Origin of the sequence: Pseudomonas sp. Yb2C2 (assembly GCF_052112325.1) — a bacterium.
Classification (GTDB): domain Bacteria; phylum Pseudomonadota; class Gammaproteobacteria; order Pseudomonadales; family Pseudomonadaceae; genus Aquipseudomonas; species Aquipseudomonas marginalis.
Genome location: NZ_JAVAJK010000009.1, coordinates 130262 through 145850, shown reverse-complemented (window position 1 = coordinate 145850; position 15589 = coordinate 130262). Strand labels below are relative to the sequence as shown.

Sequence of the window (15589 nt, the reverse complement as noted above, 5' to 3'; positions counted from 1 at the left end):
AGCGCCGTTGGGGTATCAGGACAAGTTGCGAGTTCTGCGTAAAAAATCCCACACTACAAAAAACAAAGCCTACAGGAGCAACCACCGTGAGCCGTCTGCTATTGAATTGCGACATCGGCGAGAGCTTTGGCAACTGGACCATGGGTCTGGACGCCGAGGTGATGCCGTTCATCGATTGCGCCAACGTGGCCTGCGGCTTTCATGCCGGCGATCCGAGCATCATGCGCAAGACCGTCAGCCTGGCCCTCAAGCACGGTGTACAGGTGGGCGCACACCCGGCGTACCAGGACCTGCAAGGCTTCGGCCGCCGCTCCATGGCCTACACCCCCCAGGAAATCCAGGACCTGCTGCATTACCAGATCGGCGCCCTCGACGGCATCTGCCGTGCCCAGGGCGGACGTGTCAGTTACGTCAAGCCCCATGGCGCGATGTACAACGACATGATGGCCAACCCGGCGCAACTGCGTGCGGTGATCGAGGCCGTGGCCGCGTATGGCGACCTGCCGCTGATGCTGTTGGCGACCCGCGACAACAGCGCGGCCCAGGCACTGGGCGACGAATACGGGGTGATCCTGTGGTTCGAGGCCTTTGCCGACCGTGCCTACGACGCCAACGGCCATCTGGTTTCCCGTCAATTGCCAGGGGCGGTGCACCATGATCCAGAGGTCATCGTCCAACAGTCCTTGACCCTTTCCCGTGGTCAACCCCTGACCGCCAGCGATGGCAGCTCGTTGTTATTGCGCGCCAATACCCTGTGCGTGCATGGCGACAATGCCAGCTCGGTCGCCGCCGTAAAGCGTATCCGCGAGGCATTGAAGCCAGCATGAAGCCACGGATTGAAGTGGTGGCGATCGACTGCCTGATGGTGCGTCTGTTCGAGGTGATCGCCGAAGCCAATATGCCGTGGATGCTCGCCGCCACCCAGCGCCTGCGCAGCGGTTTTGGCGCAGCCCTGGTGGATCTGGTGCCTTCCTACACCACCTTGATGGTGCATTACGACCTCACGGCGTTGAGCCCGGCCCAGGCGCGGGAATTGATCGACCAGGCCCTGACCGACCTGCAACCCCAGGCCCAGGGCAGCGGCCAGTGCCATGTGCTGCCGGTGTGGTACGACCTGAGTGTCGGCCCTGAACTGACATTGCTCGCCCAGCGCAGTGGCCTGGCCGTCGACGACGTGATCCGCCGCCACAGCGCCCACGAATACCAGGTATTCGCCCTCGGCTTCGCCCCCGGTTTTGCCTTTATGGGGCTGGTGGATGAAATCCTCGCCACACCGCGCCTGAGCACCCCGCGCCAGCGCGTGGCGGCCGGCAGTGTCGGTATCGCCGAGCGACAGACCGCTGCCTATCCGGTGGTGTCCCCCGGTGGCTGGAATCTCATTGGCCGTACCCCGGCCAAGCTGTTTGATCGCGAGCGCGACGGCTACAGCCTGATGCAGCCTGGCGACACGGTACGCTTTGAGTCAGTCAGCCACGCCGAATTTATCAATCTGGGTGGCGATGACACGCCGTTGGAGGCGCAGGCATGAGCCGCTTGATCATCGAGGCCAGCACGCCGCTGTGCCTGTTGCAGGACGCCGGTCGTTTTGGCGTGCGTCACCTGGGCGTGACCCAGGGCGGCGCGCTGGATTGGGTGTCGATGTCCTGGGCCAACTGGCTGCTGGGCAATGCGCTGGACGCGCCGGTGGTGGAAATCACCCTCGGCGGCTTTACTGTGCAGGCCGAGGCGTATTGCCTGCTGGCGTTGGCCGGTGCGGATCTGGGCGCGTATATCGACGAGCGCGCCCTCAGCCCCGGGCGCAGTTTTATCCTGCAAAAGGGCCAGCGCCTGCGCTTCACCCAGCCGTTCAGCGGCGCGCGGGCTTACCTGGCGGCGCCCGGCGGGTTTGATGCGCCGGATGTGCTGGGCAGCTGCGCCACGGTGGTACGTGAGGCGCTGGGCGGGCCGGACGGTTTCGGCAAGGCCTTGGCCGAAAACGGGCGCTTGGCCTATTCCGGTACCGGCGGTGCGATGAAAGTGCTGAGCGAACAGGCGTTGCCGGCCAAGGTGCCGCTGGAGGTGATCGTCGGCGCCCAAATTGGTCGGTTCAGCGGCCAGAGCCTGTTCGATGCCTTCAACACCGACTGGGCCCTGGACAGCCGCGCCGACCGTATGGGCATGCGCTTGCTCGGTACGCCGTTGCAGTACCAGGGGCCCTCGCTGATTTCCGAAGGGACCCCGTTGGGTGGCATCCAAGTGCCGCCGGATGGGCAGCCGATTGTGTTGCTCAATGATCGCCAGACCATTGGCGGGTACCCGCGTCTAGGGGCGTTGACGCCATTGGCGCTGGCGCGGCTGGCGCAGTGTTTGCCGGGAGAAAAGGTGAGGTTGGCGCCGGTGGTACAGGAAACGGCGCATCGGCAGCATGTCGAGTATTTGCGCCGCTTTACATAACACCGCAATTTAAAATGTGGGAGGGGGCGGTGCGACGATTCGACTTGCTCCCGATAGCAGTGTGTCAGCCAACACATCAGTGACTGAACCACCGCCATCGGGAGCAAGTCGAATCGTCGCACCGCCCCTCCCACATTAGATTTCCTACATGATTGGGACCGGCGTTTATTTCGAAAGGAAGCGCATCCCTTCCTCAAGCCCGCGCAACGTCAGCGGGTACATCTGATCCTCCACCAACTCCCGCACAATCCCCGTCGAGGCCGTATAACCCCAGGTATCCTTGGGATACGGGTTAATCCAGATCAGTTTCTTGTACTTGGCCATGAAGCGCTGCATCCACACATACCCCGGCTCTTCATTCCAATGCTCGACGCTGCCGCCGGCCTGGGTGATTTCATAGGGCGCCATCGACGCATCGCCGATAAAGATCACTTTGTAATCGGCACCGTACTTGTGCAGCAGGTCCTGGGTGGAGGTGCGCTCGGAGGTGCGGCGCTGGTTGTTCTTCCACACCGACTCGTACACGAAGTTGTGGAAGTAGAAGTACTCCAGGTGCTTGAACTCGGTCTTGCAGGCCGAGAACAGTTCTTCGCAGATCTTCACGTGGGCATCCATCGAGCCGCCGATATCGAACAGCAACAGCAGCTTGATGGTGTTGCGCCGTTCCGGGCGCATCTGGATATTCAGCAGCCCGGCATCGCGAGCGGTGTGGTCGATGGTGCCGTCGATGTCCAACTCTTCGGCCGCACCCTGGCGGGCGAACTTGCGCAGGCGGCGCAGGGCGATCTTGATATTGCGGGTGCCCAGTTCCACCTGGTCATCGAGGTTCTTGTATTCGCGCTGGTCCCAGACTTTTACCGCCTTGCCCTGGCGTTTGCCGGCGTCGCCGACGCGAATGCCTTCGGGGTTGTAGCCGCCGGAGCCAAACGGGCTGGTACCGCCGGTGCCGATCCATTTGTTGCCGCCGGCGTGGCGTTCCTTCTGTTCTTCCAGGCGTTTCTTGAATGCCTCGATCAGCTTGTCGAGGCCGCCCAGGGACTGGATCTGTGCGCGCTCTTCATCGCTCAGCGAGCGCTCGAACTCCTTGCGCAGCCAGTCTTCGGGGATCAGCGCCTGCAGGTGATCGTCGAGCTTTTCCAGGCCATTGAAGTAGGCGCTGAAGGCGCGGTCGAACTTGTCGAAATGCCGTTCGTCCTTGACCAGGATCGCCCGGGCCAAGTAGTAGAACTCGTCCATGTCGGCAAAGGTCACGCGCTGTTTCAGCGCGTTGATCAGGTCGAGCAGCTCGCGCACCGACACCGGGACCTTGGCTGCGCGCATTTCATTGAACAGGTTGAGCAACATTATCGATTACCGCGACGGCTCATGAATGCCAGGCGTTCGAGCAACTGCACGTCTTGCTCGTTCTTGACCAAGGCACCGGCCAGAGGCGGGATGGCCTTGGTGGGGTCGCGCTCGCGCAGCACCGCTTCGCCGATATTGTCGGCCATCAGCAACTTGAGCCAGTCAACCAGCTCGGAGGTGGACGGTTTTTTCTTCAGGCCGGGGACTTTGCGCACGTCGAAAAACACGTCCAGCGCCTCGCTGACCAGCTCCTTCTTGATGTCCGGGTAGTGCACGTCGACGATTTTTTGCAGGGTGGTGCGGTCGGGGAAGGCGATGTAGTGGAAGAAGCAGCGGCGCAGGAACGCGTCCGGCAGCTCTTTTTCGTTGTTGGAGGTAATGATGATGATCGGGCGCTTCCTGGCCTTGATGGTCTCGTCGATTTCGTAGACGTAGAACTCCATCTTGTCGAGCTCTTGCAGCAGGTCGTTGGGGAACTCGATGTCGGCCTTGTCGATTTCATCGATCAGCAGGATCACCCGCTCCTCGGACTCGAATGCTTCCCAGAGCTTGCCCTTCTTCAGGTAGTTGCGCACGTCGTGCACCTTGTCCACTCCCAGTTGCGAGTCGCGCAGGCGGCTGACCGCGTCGTACTCGTACAGGCCCTGGTGGGCCTTGGTAGTGGACTTGATGTGCCAGGTAATCAGCCTGGCGCCGAAGGACTCGGCCAGTTGTTCGGCGAGCATGGTCTTGCCGGTGCCGGGCTCACCCTTGACCAGCAGCGGACGCTCCAGGGTGATGGCAGCGTTGACGGCCAGTTTCAGGTCATCAGTGGCAACGTAGGCCTGGGTGCCTTCGAACTTCATCGGTCATTCCTCGAATTCATCAATGCCCTGACTATACCTCGCGGCCCCGGCGACTGTGAACGCAGACGGGTTATTCAGTCCCTGAATGACCAATGTGGGAGGGGGCTTGCTCCCGATGACGGCGGATCAGCCAATGAATCTGTTGGCTGAAACATTGCCATCGGGAGCAAGCCCCCTCCCACATTTTAATCTGCGCTGGGCTTGGGCTGCTCATAGCGCGCATTGAACGCCTGGATAAAACCATTACGCAAAATCGCCAAAAATGCGGAGAACGCGCTGACATTTTGCTGGTGCACGCTGCCACTGAGTTCCACGCGGGTGGCGAACTGGTTCTTTGCCTGGTTCTTCAATACGGTCTCGCTGGCGCCCACCACGGCCTCCCAGATCGAACGAAAGATGTTCTTGTCCTTGTTCTCCACGTCCTGCTGCCAGTCGAAGACTTCCACGTCGCGCAGCAGCGGCTTGATGTACCCGGTCAATTGACCTTTTTCCGCCTGGGCTTCGATCACCACGTCCCCGGTGCCGGCCTTGAAGTCGAACTTGCCATAGGCGGCGGCGAAGTCGTTCATGCGCTTGAGCTGCAAGTCCCTGGCGCGGAAGCGAAACTCGAAGTTCTCGAAATTGCTCAGCGGGTCGAAGGTGGCGGTGGCTTCCAGCGGGGCCTGGCCTTGCAGCAGGGCCTTGCCGTCGAAGCGCGCGTCGCGCCGGCCTTTGACGTCGACCACATTGGTCAGGTTGTAGAAGCTGGCGTTGACGTCGGTCGCGTCGATCTTCACCACGGGCTTGGAGCTGAAGTTGTGGAAGGCGATCTTGCCGTCTTCGATGCGTACTTCGTCGAGGGTGATGGGGGCCAACTTACTCAACTGCTCGCGCCAGTCGGTACCCTTACCGGTCTGGGAGGCTTGTTTGTTGGCGCCGCCGTCGACGAAGTTAACCTCGGGCTGGATAAACAGCACTTTGGCCACCACCGCGTGGTCGTACCAAAGAGAGTGCCAGCTCACCGCCAGGTCGATCAGCGGCGCCTTGACGAACGGGACGGGCACCTTGCCGTCGACCTTGACGATCTCCAGGCCGTTGATCCGGTACGCACCCCGCCACAGCGCGAGGTCCACGTCGGTCACCTGGCCGCGGTAATCGCCCATGTCGGCGAGCTTGTCATTCAGGTAGTTACGCACCAGGTAAGGGAGCGCGATGCTCACGGCGACCAGGACCACCAGCAATCCGGCAATGGTCCATAGTGGCCAGCTGTAGCGACGTTTCATGGGGAGAGTCCTCTGTCCATACTGGTGCGGTGGACCCCTGCGGCAGGTGCAACGTTCCTTCGACTGGACGCTTTGCAGCACGAGGCATACCCTTGGAGCCTTTCTGAAAACCGCCTAATAGGACCCGCCATGAGCCGCATTTTTGCAGACAACGCGCACTCCATCGGTAACACGCCCCTGGTTCAGATCAACCGTATCGCACCGCGTGGCGTGACCATCCTGGCCAAGATCGAGGGGCGTAACCCGGGTTATTCGGTGAAGTGCCGCATTGGCGCAAACATGATCTGGGACGCCGAAAGCACCGGCAAGCTCAAGCCGGGCATGACCATCGTGGAACCGACTTCCGGCAATACCGGTATCGGCCTGGCCTTTGTCGCCGCCGCCCGTGGCTACAAGTTGCTGCTGACCATGCCGGCGTCCATGAGTATCGAACGCCGCAAGGTGCTCAAGGCCCTCGGCGCCGAATTGGTCCTGACCGAGCCGGCCAAGGGCATGAAGGGTGCCATCGACAAGGCCGGCGAAATCGTTGCCAGTGACCCGGCCACCTACTTTATGCCGGCCCAGTTCGAAAACCCGGCCAACCCGGCCATCCACGAAAAAACCACCGGCCCGGAAATCTGGAACGACACCGATGGCGCCGTGGACGTGCTGGTGGCGGGCGTGGGCACGGGGGGCACCATCACCGGTGTGTCGCGCTACATCAAGAACACTGCAGGCAAGCCGATCCTGTCGGTGGCTGTCGAGCCGATGGTGTCGCCGGTGATCACCCAGGCCCTGGCCGGTGCAGAGATCAAGCCCAGCCCCCACAAGATCCAGGGGATTGGCGCCGGGTTCGTGCCGAAAAACCTCGACCTGTCGATGGTCGACCGCGTGGAACTGGTGACCGACGAGGAATCCAAGGCCATGGCCCTGCGCCTGATGCAGGAAGAGGGCATCCTGTGCGGTATCTCCTGCGGTGCCGCCATGGCCGTGGCCGTACGCCTGGCCGAGAAGCCGGAAATGCAGGGCAAGACCATTGTGGTGATCCTGCCGGACTCCGGTGAACGCTACCTGTCGAGCATGCTGTTCAGCGATTTGTTTACCGAGCAGGAAAACCAGGCTTGATTTATGTCAGCCGGTCAGCCTGGGCCTTCTGCATAATGGCCCAACTGTTTATCATGGCCGGCTGTCACGTCTGGTCTCCCGTCTCCGGGAGGCTGTTGGCCAGGCGCTTATTTCCAGGAGTTGCTGCATGACCTTTTCTTTGGCCGCCAAACTGTCGGTGTTGTTGCTGTTTATCGGCAGCACGCTGTATGTGCACCTGCGCGGCAAGGCCCGTTTGCCGATGTTGCGCCAGTTCGTCAACCATTCGGCGCTGTTCGCCCCCTATAACGCCTTGATGTACCTGTTTTCGGCCGTGCCGTCCAAGCCGTACCTGGACCGCAGCAAGTTCCCGGAACTGGACGTGCTCAAGGACAACTGGGAGGTGATCCGCGAAGAGGCCATGCACCTGTTCGACGAGGGTTACATCCGCGCCGCCGAAAAGAACAACGACGCCGGTTTCGGTTCGTTCTTCAAGAAGGGCTGGAAGCGTTTCTACCTCAAGTGGTACGACAAACCCCTGCCATCGGCCGAGGCGCTGTGCCCGAAAACCGTGGCCTTGGTGAGCAGCATCCCCAACGTCAAGGGCGCGATGTTCGCGCTGTTGCCGGGCGGCAGCCACCTCAACCCGCACCGTGACCCGTTTGCCGGTTCCCTGCGTTATCACCTGGGCTTGTCCACGCCGAACTCCGACGACTGCCGCATCTTCGTCGACGGCCAGGTGTATGCCTGGCGCGACGGTGAAGACGTGATGTTCGACGAAACCTATGTGCACTGGGTGAAGAACGAAACCGAGAAGACCCGCGTGATCCTGTTCTGCGACATCGAGCGTCCGCTGAGCAACCGCCTGATGACCCGGGTCAATCGCTGGGTCAGCAAGCAGTTGGGCCGCGCCACCGCACCGCAGAACCTGGATGACGAGCGCGTCGGCGGCATCAACCAGGCGTATGCCTGGAGCAAGACCTTCAGCGACAAGTTCAGCGGCGTGGTCAAGCAGTGGAAGCGCAAGCATCCGAAGGCTTACCGCATTGCGCGGCCGGTGCTGGCGGTAGTGGTGCTGGTACTGCTGTGGAAGTGGTTGTTCGGCTGATCTGAAGCGTTAAACGCGATCAAAATGTGGGAGGGGGCTTTCTCCCGATGGCAGTGGATCAGTCATAGATGTTTTGACTGACATACCGTCATCGGGAGCAAGCCCCCTCCCACATTTGATCTCCAGCGACCCTTAGCTGGCAATCAACTGCCGCAGCACATAGTGCAGAATCCCCCCCGACTTGAAGTACTCCACTTCATTCAAGGTATCGATCCGGCACAGCACCTCGACCTTCTCGCTGCTGCCATCCTCGCGGGTAATCACCAGCGTCAGGTTCATCCGCGGCACGATCTCTACCTCGGTCAGGCCGAGAATATCGATCTTCTCCTTGCCCGTAAGCTTCAGCGCCTTGCGGTTCTGATCCAGCTTGAACTGCAGCGGCAGCACGCCCATGCCCACCAGGTTGGAACGGTGAATCCGCTCGAAACTCTCGGCGATCACCGCCTTGACCCCCAGCAGGTTGGTGCCCTTGGCGGCCCAGTCGCGGCTGGAGCCGGTGCCGTACTCCTGACCGGCGATCACCACCAGCGGTGTGCCCGAGGCCTGGTACTTCATGGCCGCATCGTAGATCGGCATTTTCTCGCCGGTGGGGATGTACAGCGTATTGCCGCCTTCCTCGCCGCCAAGCATTTCGTTGCGAATGCGTATATTGGCGAAGGTGCCGCGCATCATCACTTCATGGTTGCCCCGACGTGAGCCGTAGGAGTTGAAGTCACGCGGCTCCACGCCTTGCTCGCGCAGGTAGCGGCCGGCGGGGCTGTCGGTCTTGATGTTGCCGGCGGGGGAAATGTGGTCGGTGGTCACCGAGTCCCCCAGCAACGCCAGTACGTGGGCGCCCTTGACGTCTTTGATCACCGGCAGAGGCCCGGCGATGTCGTCGAAGAATGGCGGGTGCTGGATGTAGGTGGAGTCTTTCTGCCACACATAGGTCGCGGCCTGTGGCACTTCAATGGCTTGCCACTGTTCGTCACCGGCAAACACCTCGGCGTATTCCTTGTGGAACATTCCGGTGCTGACCTGCGCAACGGCGTCGGCGATCTCCTGGCTGCTCGGCCAGATGTCCTTCAAATACACCGGATTACCCTGTTGATCGTTACCCAGCGGTTCGCTGCTGATATCGATGCGTACGGTCCCCGCCAAAGCGTAGGCCACCACCAGCGGCGGCGAGGCCAGCCAGTTGGTTTTCACCAGGGGGTGCACGCGGCCTTCAAAGTTGCGGTTGCCGGACAGCACCGACGCTACGGCGAGGTCGGCCTTCTGGATGGCTTTTTCAATCGGCTCGGGCAACGGCCCGGAGTTGCCGATGCAGGTGGTGCAGCCATAGCCCACGAGGTCGAAGCCAATTTTATCCAGATACTGGGTGAGGCCCGCGGCCTTGTAGTAGTCGGTGACCACTTTGGAGCCAGGCGCCAGGGAGGTTTTCACCCAGGGTTTGCGCGTGAGGCCTTTCTCCACGGCTTTTTTCGCCACCAGCCCGGCGGCCATCATCACGCTGGGGTTGGACGTGTTGGTACAGGAGGTGATGGCGGCGATCACCACGGCGCCGTTTTTCAGGCGATAGGTCTGGCCTTCGTATTCATAGTCGGTTTCGCCCACCAGGTCGGCGTTGCCCACGGCCACACCGCCGCCGCCTTCACTTTCCAGGCGGCCTTCTTCCTTGGTGGTGGGTTTGAACTGCAGGTCGAGGAAGTCGCTGAACGCCTGGCCGACGTTGGGCAGGGACACACGGTCCTGTGGGCGTTTCGGCCCGGCGAGGCTGGCTTCGACGCTGCCCATGTCGAGGGCCAGGCTGTCGGTGAACACTGGCTCCTGACCAGCGTTGCGCCACAGGCCCTGGGCCTTGGTGTAGGCCTCGACCAGCTTCACAGTGGCAGCCGGGCGACCGGAGAGGCGCAGGTAGTCCAGGGTCACCTCATCCACCGGGAAAAAGCCGCAGGTGGCGCCGTATTCCGGGGCCATGTTGGCGATGGTCGCGCGGTCCGCCAGGGGCAGGTCGGCCAGGCCGTCGCCGTAGAACTCGACGAACTTACCCACCACGCCTTTTTTACGCAGCATCTGGGTGACGGTCAGCACCAGGTCGGTGGCGGTGATGCCTTCTTTCAATTTGCCGGTGAGCTTGAAGCCGATCACTTCCGGGATCAGCATCGACACCGGTTGGCCGAGCATCGCCGCTTCCGCTTCGATCCCGCCCACGCCCCAGCCGAGCACGCCGAGGCCGTTGATCATGGTGGTGTGGGAGTCGGTGCCCACCAGGGTGTCTGGGAAGGCGTAGGTGCGGCCGTCCTCGTCCTTGGTCCACACGGTGCGGCCCAGGTATTCGAGGTTGACCTGGTGGCAGATGCCGGTGCCCGGCGGTACCACACTGAAGTTGTCGAAGGCGCTCTGTCCCCAGCGCAGGAAGGCGTAGCGTTCGCCGTTGCGCTGCATTTCGATGTCGACGTTCTGCTCGAAGGCGTCGGCGTTGCCGAACTTGTCGACCATCACCGAGTGGTCGATTACCAGGTCCACGGGCGAGAGCGGGTTGATGCGCTGCGGGTCGCCGCCGGCCTTGGCCACGGCGGCGCGCATGGCGGCCAGGTCGACCACGGCGGGTACGCCGGTAAAGTCCTGCATCAGGACGCGGGCGGGGCGGTACTGGATCTCGCGGTCGGACTGGCGCTCTTTGAGCCAGGCGGCAATGGCCTTGAGGTCGGCGCCGGTGACGGTCTTGTTGTCTTCCCAGCGCAGCAGGTTCTCCAGCAGCACCTTGAGGGACATCGGCAGCTTATCCAGGTCACCCAGGCTCTTGGCGGCCTCGGGCAGGCTGAAATAGTGGTAGGTCTTGTCGTCGATTTCTAAAGTTTTAAGGGTTCTCAGGCTATCAAGGGATGACATTACATGACTCCTTATGGTCCGCACGGCTACGGACCTGACGGGACGAACAGAGCTTTCAAACTAGCGCTGTTTTCAGTAGCTGGCTAATTACTGGACTCTATGGACAGAACCAAGGTTCCGAACTCGGCTATCATGCGCGCGTTTTCATGACAGGCATTGCGATAGCGCAACTTCAGTTGAGTCACCAGGAGAGTCGATGAACACCCTTTTTATGCACTGCCGCCCGGGGTTTGAGGGCGAAGTCTGTTCCGAGATCGCGGAACACGCCGCGCGCCTGAACGTTTCCGGCTACGCCAAGGCCAAGACCGGCAGCGCCTGCGCCGAATTTGTCTGCACCGAAGAAGACGGCGCCCAGCGCCTGATGCACGGCCAGCGCTTTGCCGAGCTGATCTTCCCGCGGCAGTGGGCGCGCGGGGTGTTTATCGACCTGCCGGAAACCGACCGTATCAGCGTGATCCTCGCTCACCTGCGTGAATTCCCGGTGTGCGGCAGCCTGTGGCTGGAGATGGTCGACACCAATGACGGCAAGGAACTCTCGAACTTCTGCAAGAAATTCGAAGTGCACCTGCGCAAAGCCTTGTTGAACGCCGGCAAGCTGGTGGACGACCCGAGCAAGCCGCGCCTGCTGCTGACCTTCAAAAGCGGCCGCGAAGTGTTCATGGGCCTGGCCGAGTCGAATAACTCGGCGATGTGGCCGATGGGCATCCCGCGGTTGAAATTCCCCCGGGACGCGCCCAGCCGCTCGACCCTGAAGCTGGAAGAGGCCTGGCACCACTTTATCCCCCGCGACCAGTGGGACGAGCGCCTGCATGGCGACATGACCGGCGTCGATCTGGGCGCGGCCCCTGGTGGCTGGACCTGGCAACTGGTCAACCGTGGCATGTTGGTGACCGCCATCGACAACGGTCCCATGGCCGAAAGCCTGATGGACACCGGCCTGGTGCAGCACCTGATGGCCGACGGCTTTACTTTCGTGCCCAAGCAGCCGGTGGACTGGATGGTGTGCGACATCGTCGAAAAGCCGGCGCGCAACGCGGCGCTGCTTGAGACCTGGATCGGCGAAGGGTATTGCCGCGAGGCGGTGGTGAACCTGAAGTTGCCGATGAAACAGCGTTACGCCGAGGTCAAGCGCCTGCTGGAACGTATCGAGGACGGTTTCAAGGCGCGCGGCATTCGGGTGGAGATCGGCTGCAAGCAGCTGTATCACGACCGTGAAGAAGTGACCTGCCACCTGCGTCGGCTGGTGGATGTGAAGAAAACCAAGGCCCGCTAAACTGAGCGCCGGTTTCAGGAGTAGACAATGAGCGATATTTTCGACACCGCCGTGGATGGCACCCTCGACGCAACGGGCCTCAACTGCCCTGAGCCGGTGATGATGCTGCACCAGCACATCCGCGACCTGCCGCCCGGCGGCTTGCTCAAGGTGATCGCGACCGACCCGTCGACGCGCCGCGATATCCCCAAGTTCTGCGTGTTCCTTGACCATGAACTGGTGGATCAACAGGAGCAGGCCGGTACCTATCTGTACTGGATCCGCAAAAAACTCGACTAACACCGCTCCTACAGGGGTACGCGTTGTGCTTATGCCTTGTTGGCGCGAATGCGCCGGCGTGCACTGCGCGCCAGGCGCACCAGCAGCATCCCCGCCGCACAGCTCAAGCCCACGATCAGCCCTTGCCACAAACCGCTCGGGCCGCTGGGTTCGCCCAGCCAGTTGCTCAGCCCCAGGGCGTACCCCACCGGCAGCCCCACGCCCCAATAGGCAAACAGGGTCAGCACCATGGTGACACGGGTGTCCTGGTAGCCACGCAGGGCGCCAGCGGCGGTGACCTGGATCGAGTCACTGAACTGAAACAGCGCTGAAAACACGATCAGCGTCGAGGCCAGGTGTATGACGATGGGGTCCGGGGTGTAGATCGCCGCAATCTGCTCGCGAAACACCAGCATCAGGCTGCACGACAGACAGGCGTACGCCAGCGCCGTGCCCATGCCGACCCCGGCGGCGAAGCGTGCTTCACGCGCCTCGCCACGCCCCAGGGCCTGGCCGACGCGCACGGTGACGGCCATGCTCAGGGAGTAGGGGATCATGAACACCAGTGAGCTGACGTTCAGCGCGATCTGGTGCCCCGACACAACGGTGGCGCCCAGGCTGCCGAGCAGCAGGGCGATGACGGCAAAGATGCTCGATTCGGCAAAGATCGCGATGCCGATCGGCAGGCCAATCCCCAGTACGCGCTTGATCACCGACCACTGCGGCCAGTCGAAGCGCTTGAACAGTTCGCTGCTCTGGTAGGCCGCCCCCCAGCGGGTCCAGGCGGCCATGCCGAGCATCATCACCCACATCGCAATGGCCGTGGCCCAGCCGCAGCCTACGCCGCCCATGGCCGGCACGCCCAGGTGGCCGTAGATGAAGATGTAGTTCAGTGGAATATTCAGCGCCAGCCCGCACAGGCCCATGGCCATGCTGGGCAGGGTGCGGCCCAGGCCATCACTGAAACAGCGCAGCACGTAGTAGAGGGCGATGGCCGGCATCCCGGCGGCGATGCCATGCAGGTAGCCCATGGTGGGGGCGATAAGGTCCGGCTCGACCTTCATGGCATGCAGGATCGGCTCGGCGCAAAGCAACAGCAGTGCGCCGATGATGCCGACCACCACCGCCAGCCACAGTGACTGACGCACCAATGGCCCGATTTCGCCGTAGTGGCCCGCACCGTAGCGCTGGGCGACTTTCGGCGTGGTGGCCAGCAGCGTACCGGTCATCAGCAGGTACACCGGAATCCAGATCGAATTGCCCAGGCCCACCGCCGCCAGGTCCTGGGGGCTGACGCGCCCGGCCATCACCGCATCGACGAAGCTCATGGCCGTGGTTGCCAGTTGGCCGATCATGATCGGCAGCGCGAGCGTCAGCAGGCCACCCACTTCCCGGCTGATGCGGGTGGGGCGGGTGAGGGGGGCAGTGGCAGTGTTCACGTACGCAAGTCCAGTCAAGAGGGTGCAAGGCCGCGGATTCTACGCCTTGACGTAACGGTCAGGAAAAAACCTGTGTTAGGGATTTGTAAGCGACCTGCCAGCCCCCTCCCACATTGAAGATCGCATCCCTGTACACTGCTGATCCGCCAAAGGAGCCTGCCATGCTGATTGTTGCCGACGAAAATATCCCGCTGCTCGATGAGTTCTTCCAAGGATTTGGCGAGATTCGCCGAGTGTCCGGCCGTTCCATCGACCGCGCCACCGTCGAACAGGCCGATGTGCTGCTGGTGCGCTCGGTGACCAACGTCAACCGCGCCCTGCTGGACGGCACGCAGGTGCGTTTTGTCGGCACCTGCACCATCGGCACCGACCACCTCGACCTCGATTACTTCAAGCAGGCCGGTATCCAGTGGTCCAGCGCCCCAGGCTGCAATGCGCGTGGCGTGGTGGACTATGTGCTGGGCAGCCTGCAAACCCTGGCCGAGATCGAAGGCGCCGACCTCAATCAGCGTACCTATGGCGTGGTCGGCGCCGGTGAAGTGGGCGGGCGGCTGATCAAAGTGCTCAAGGGCCTGGGCTGGAACGTGCTGGTCTGCGACCCGCCGCGGCAGATCGCCGAAGACGGCGATTACGTCAGCCTCGAGCAGATCATCGAGCAATGCGATGTGATCAGCCTGCACACGCCGCTGACCAAGTCCGGCCATGGTTCCACCTGGCACCTGTTTGATCGCGACCGCCTCAACCGCCTCAAGCCCGGCGCCTGGCTGATCAACGCCAGCCGTGGCCCGGTGGTGGACAACGCGGCCCTGCGCGATGTGCTGCTGGCGCGTGAAGACCTGCAAGCGGTGCTGGACGTTTGGGAAGGCGAGCCCGAGGTGGACGTCGACCTGGCCGACCTGTGTGTGTTGGCCACCCCGCATATCGCCGGTTACAGCCTGGACGGCAAGCAGCGCGGTACGGCGCAGATCTATCAGGCGTTCTGCGGGCACCTGGGCCAGGAGCCGAGCATTCAGTTGGGCGACTTGTTGCCGCAACCGTGGCTGGCCGAAGTGCACTTGAACGCATCGACCGATCCGGCCTGGGCGCTGGCGACGTTGTGCCGCAGCGTGTACGACCCGCGCCGTGATGATGCGGATTTCCGCCGCAGCCTGGTGGGTACCGTCGAAGAACAACGCAAGGCGTTCGACGTGCTGCGCAAGCATTATCCGGAGCGTCGTGAAATCGACGGCTTGAAGGTGCGCATTGTGAATGGGGAGTCAGCGGTGTTGGCGCGCATCGTGTCCGCATTGGGCGCGGCAACCGTTTAAACACCGAATAAAAAACCCGGCCACCGGGGCCGGGTTTGAAAGAGCGTAGGCCCTTCAGCCTTGCTGGGCAGGCTTGACCAGTCGCTGTTCCAGCTCGCGGCACGCTTGCTGGATCATCTCTTCGGTAATCTGCACTTCGCGGCCCTGGGCGTCGATCACGGAGCAAGGCAAGTGCTGCGGTTGGCGGATCACTTCAATCTTGGCATCGCTGCTGTTTTGCAAGGTCATGGCCTGTCTCCTCATCAGGTTGTGTACCTACTGTATAACCCCCGAGTGACCGCGCTGTTACAACTCCTTACGAGATCACCGGTTCGAACACCCAGTCCACCAGAAACCGCTGTGGATTTCCAGCCGGGTGTTAGACCGATAGCCTCTAGGGGCCAG

At 62.1% G+C, this 15589-nt stretch carries 14 protein-coding genes; 8 read left to right on the top strand and 6 right to left on the bottom strand.

From position 1 onward, the window contains the following. The first annotated feature begins 86 nt into the window (after nt 1-86). The 3 genes from Q8X51_RS14765 to Q8X51_RS14755 are packed head-to-tail and all read left to right on the top strand — an operon-like array spanning nt 87 to nt 2433. A complete protein-coding gene (locus tag Q8X51_RS14765; protein WP_407693314.1) occupies nt 87-827 on the top strand; it encodes a 5-oxoprolinase subunit PxpA in 741 nt (246 codons plus the stop codon). Continuing rightward, nucleotides 824-1528, top strand: a complete 705-nt coding sequence (gene pxpB / locus Q8X51_RS14760) for a 5-oxoprolinase subunit PxpB (protein ID WP_407693315.1) — start codon at nt 824-826, stop codon at nt 1526-1528. The genes Q8X51_RS14765 and pxpB overlap by 4 nt, the downstream gene beginning before the upstream one ends. Next, nucleotides 1525-2433: a biotin-dependent carboxyltransferase family protein gene (locus tag Q8X51_RS14755; protein WP_407693316.1), complete on the top strand. Its 909-nt coding sequence runs from the start codon at nt 1525-1527 to the stop codon at nt 2431-2433. The genes pxpB and Q8X51_RS14755 overlap by 4 nt, the downstream gene beginning before the upstream one ends. 165 nt (nt 2434-2598) lie before the next feature. On the opposite strand, the gene Q8X51_RS14750 is transcribed toward Q8X51_RS14755, so the two are convergent. From Q8X51_RS14750 to Q8X51_RS14740, 3 genes are all read right to left on the bottom strand, one after another. Further along, nucleotides 2599-3777, bottom strand: a complete 1179-nt coding sequence (locus Q8X51_RS14750; protein WP_024074064.1) for a vWA domain-containing protein — start codon at nt 3775-3777, stop codon at nt 2599-2601. Further along, complete coding sequence (locus Q8X51_RS14745) at nt 3777-4622, bottom strand: AAA family ATPase (RefSeq protein WP_027604257.1); 846 nt, start codon at nt 4620-4622, stop codon at nt 3777-3779. The genes Q8X51_RS14750 and Q8X51_RS14745 overlap by 1 nt, the downstream gene beginning before the upstream one ends. A gap of 185 nt (nt 4623-4807) precedes the next feature. Next, complete coding sequence (locus Q8X51_RS14740) at nt 4808-5884, bottom strand: DUF748 domain-containing protein (RefSeq protein ID WP_065928170.1); 1077 nt, start codon at nt 5882-5884, stop codon at nt 4808-4810. Between the two features lie 129 nt (nt 5885-6013). On the opposite strand from Q8X51_RS14740, the gene cysK reads away from it, so the two are divergent. Then, nucleotides 6014-6988: a cysteine synthase A gene (gene cysK / locus Q8X51_RS14735; protein WP_065928169.1), complete on the top strand. Its 975-nt coding sequence runs from the start codon at nt 6014-6016 to the stop codon at nt 6986-6988. Nucleotides 6989-7115: 127 nt separating this feature from the next. Further along, a complete protein-coding gene (locus Q8X51_RS14730) occupies nt 7116-8054 on the top strand; it encodes an aspartyl/asparaginyl beta-hydroxylase domain-containing protein (RefSeq protein WP_074844485.1) in 939 nt (312 codons plus the stop codon). Nucleotides 8055-8186: 132 nt separating this feature from the next. Here the strand turns inward: Q8X51_RS14730 and acnA are convergent, their stop codons facing one another. Beyond that, the gene (acnA, locus tag Q8X51_RS14725; protein WP_407693317.1) at nt 8187-10928 is read right to left on the bottom strand and encodes an aconitate hydratase AcnA; all 2742 of its coding nucleotides are present in this window, start codon (nt 10926-10928) and stop codon (nt 8187-8189) included. A gap of 196 nt (nt 10929-11124) precedes the next feature. Here acnA and rlmM point away from each other — a divergent pair, with 196 nt between their 5' ends. Then, a complete protein-coding gene (gene rlmM, locus Q8X51_RS14720) occupies nt 11125-12201 on the top strand; it encodes a 23S rRNA (cytidine(2498)-2'-O)-methyltransferase RlmM (protein ID WP_046490414.1) in 1077 nt (358 codons plus the stop codon). A gap of 27 nt (nt 12202-12228) precedes the next feature. Beyond that, nucleotides 12229-12480, top strand: coding sequence for a sulfurtransferase TusA (gene tusA, locus Q8X51_RS14715; RefSeq protein ID WP_065928166.1), 252 nt, complete (start codon nt 12229-12231; stop codon nt 12478-12480). Nucleotides 12481-12509: 29 nt separating this feature from the next. Here the strand turns inward: tusA and Q8X51_RS14710 are convergent, their stop codons facing one another. Next, nucleotides 12510-13898: an MATE family efflux transporter gene (locus tag Q8X51_RS14710; RefSeq protein WP_407693318.1), complete on the bottom strand. Its 1389-nt coding sequence runs from the start codon at nt 13896-13898 to the stop codon at nt 12510-12512. Nucleotides 13899-14059: 161 nt separating this feature from the next. Between Q8X51_RS14710 and pdxB the strand changes: the two genes are divergently transcribed. Next, nucleotides 14060-15205: a 4-phosphoerythronate dehydrogenase PdxB gene (gene pdxB, locus Q8X51_RS14705; RefSeq protein WP_407693319.1), complete on the top strand. Its 1146-nt coding sequence runs from the start codon at nt 14060-14062 to the stop codon at nt 15203-15205. Between the two features lie 54 nt (nt 15206-15259). Here the strand turns inward: pdxB and Q8X51_RS14700 are convergent, their stop codons facing one another. After that, the gene (locus Q8X51_RS14700; RefSeq protein ID WP_027604248.1) at nt 15260-15433 is read right to left on the bottom strand and encodes a PA1571 family protein; all 174 of its coding nucleotides are present in this window, start codon (nt 15431-15433) and stop codon (nt 15260-15262) included. Between the last annotated feature and the right edge of the window lie 156 nt (nt 15434-15589).

Coding starts and splice junctions, on each gene's coding strand:
- pxpB (WP_407693315.1), top strand. CDS start 824: ATGAAGCCACGGATTGAAGTGGTGGCGATCGACTGCCTGATGGTGCGT.
- Q8X51_RS14755 (WP_407693316.1), top strand. CDS start 1,525: ATGAGCCGCTTGATCATCGAGGCCAGCACGCCGCTGTGCCTGTTGCAG.
- Q8X51_RS14750 (WP_024074064.1), bottom strand. CDS start 3,777: ATGTTGCTCAACCTGTTCAATGAAATGCGCGCAGCCAAGGTCCCGGTG.
- Q8X51_RS14745 (WP_027604257.1), bottom strand. CDS start 4,622: ATGAAGTTCGAAGGCACCCAGGCCTACGTTGCCACTGATGACCTGAAA.
- Q8X51_RS14740 (WP_065928170.1), bottom strand. CDS start 5,884: ATGAAACGTCGCTACAGCTGGCCACTATGGACCATTGCCGGATTGCTG.
- cysK (WP_065928169.1), top strand. CDS start 6,014: ATGAGCCGCATTTTTGCAGACAACGCGCACTCCATCGGTAACACGCCC.
- Q8X51_RS14730 (WP_074844485.1), top strand. CDS start 7,116: ATGACCTTTTCTTTGGCCGCCAAACTGTCGGTGTTGTTGCTGTTTATC.
- acnA (WP_407693317.1), bottom strand. CDS start 10,928: ATGTCATCCCTTGATAGCCTGAGAACCCTTAAAACTTTAGAAATCGAC.
- rlmM (WP_046490414.1), top strand. CDS start 11,125: ATGAACACCCTTTTTATGCACTGCCGCCCGGGGTTTGAGGGCGAAGTC.
- tusA (WP_065928166.1), top strand. CDS start 12,229: ATGAGCGATATTTTCGACACCGCCGTGGATGGCACCCTCGACGCAACG.
- pdxB (WP_407693319.1), top strand. CDS start 14,060: ATGCTGATTGTTGCCGACGAAAATATCCCGCTGCTCGATGAGTTCTTC.
- Q8X51_RS14700 (WP_027604248.1), bottom strand. CDS start 15,433: ATGACCTTGCAAAACAGCAGCGATGCCAAGATTGAAGTGATCCGCCAA.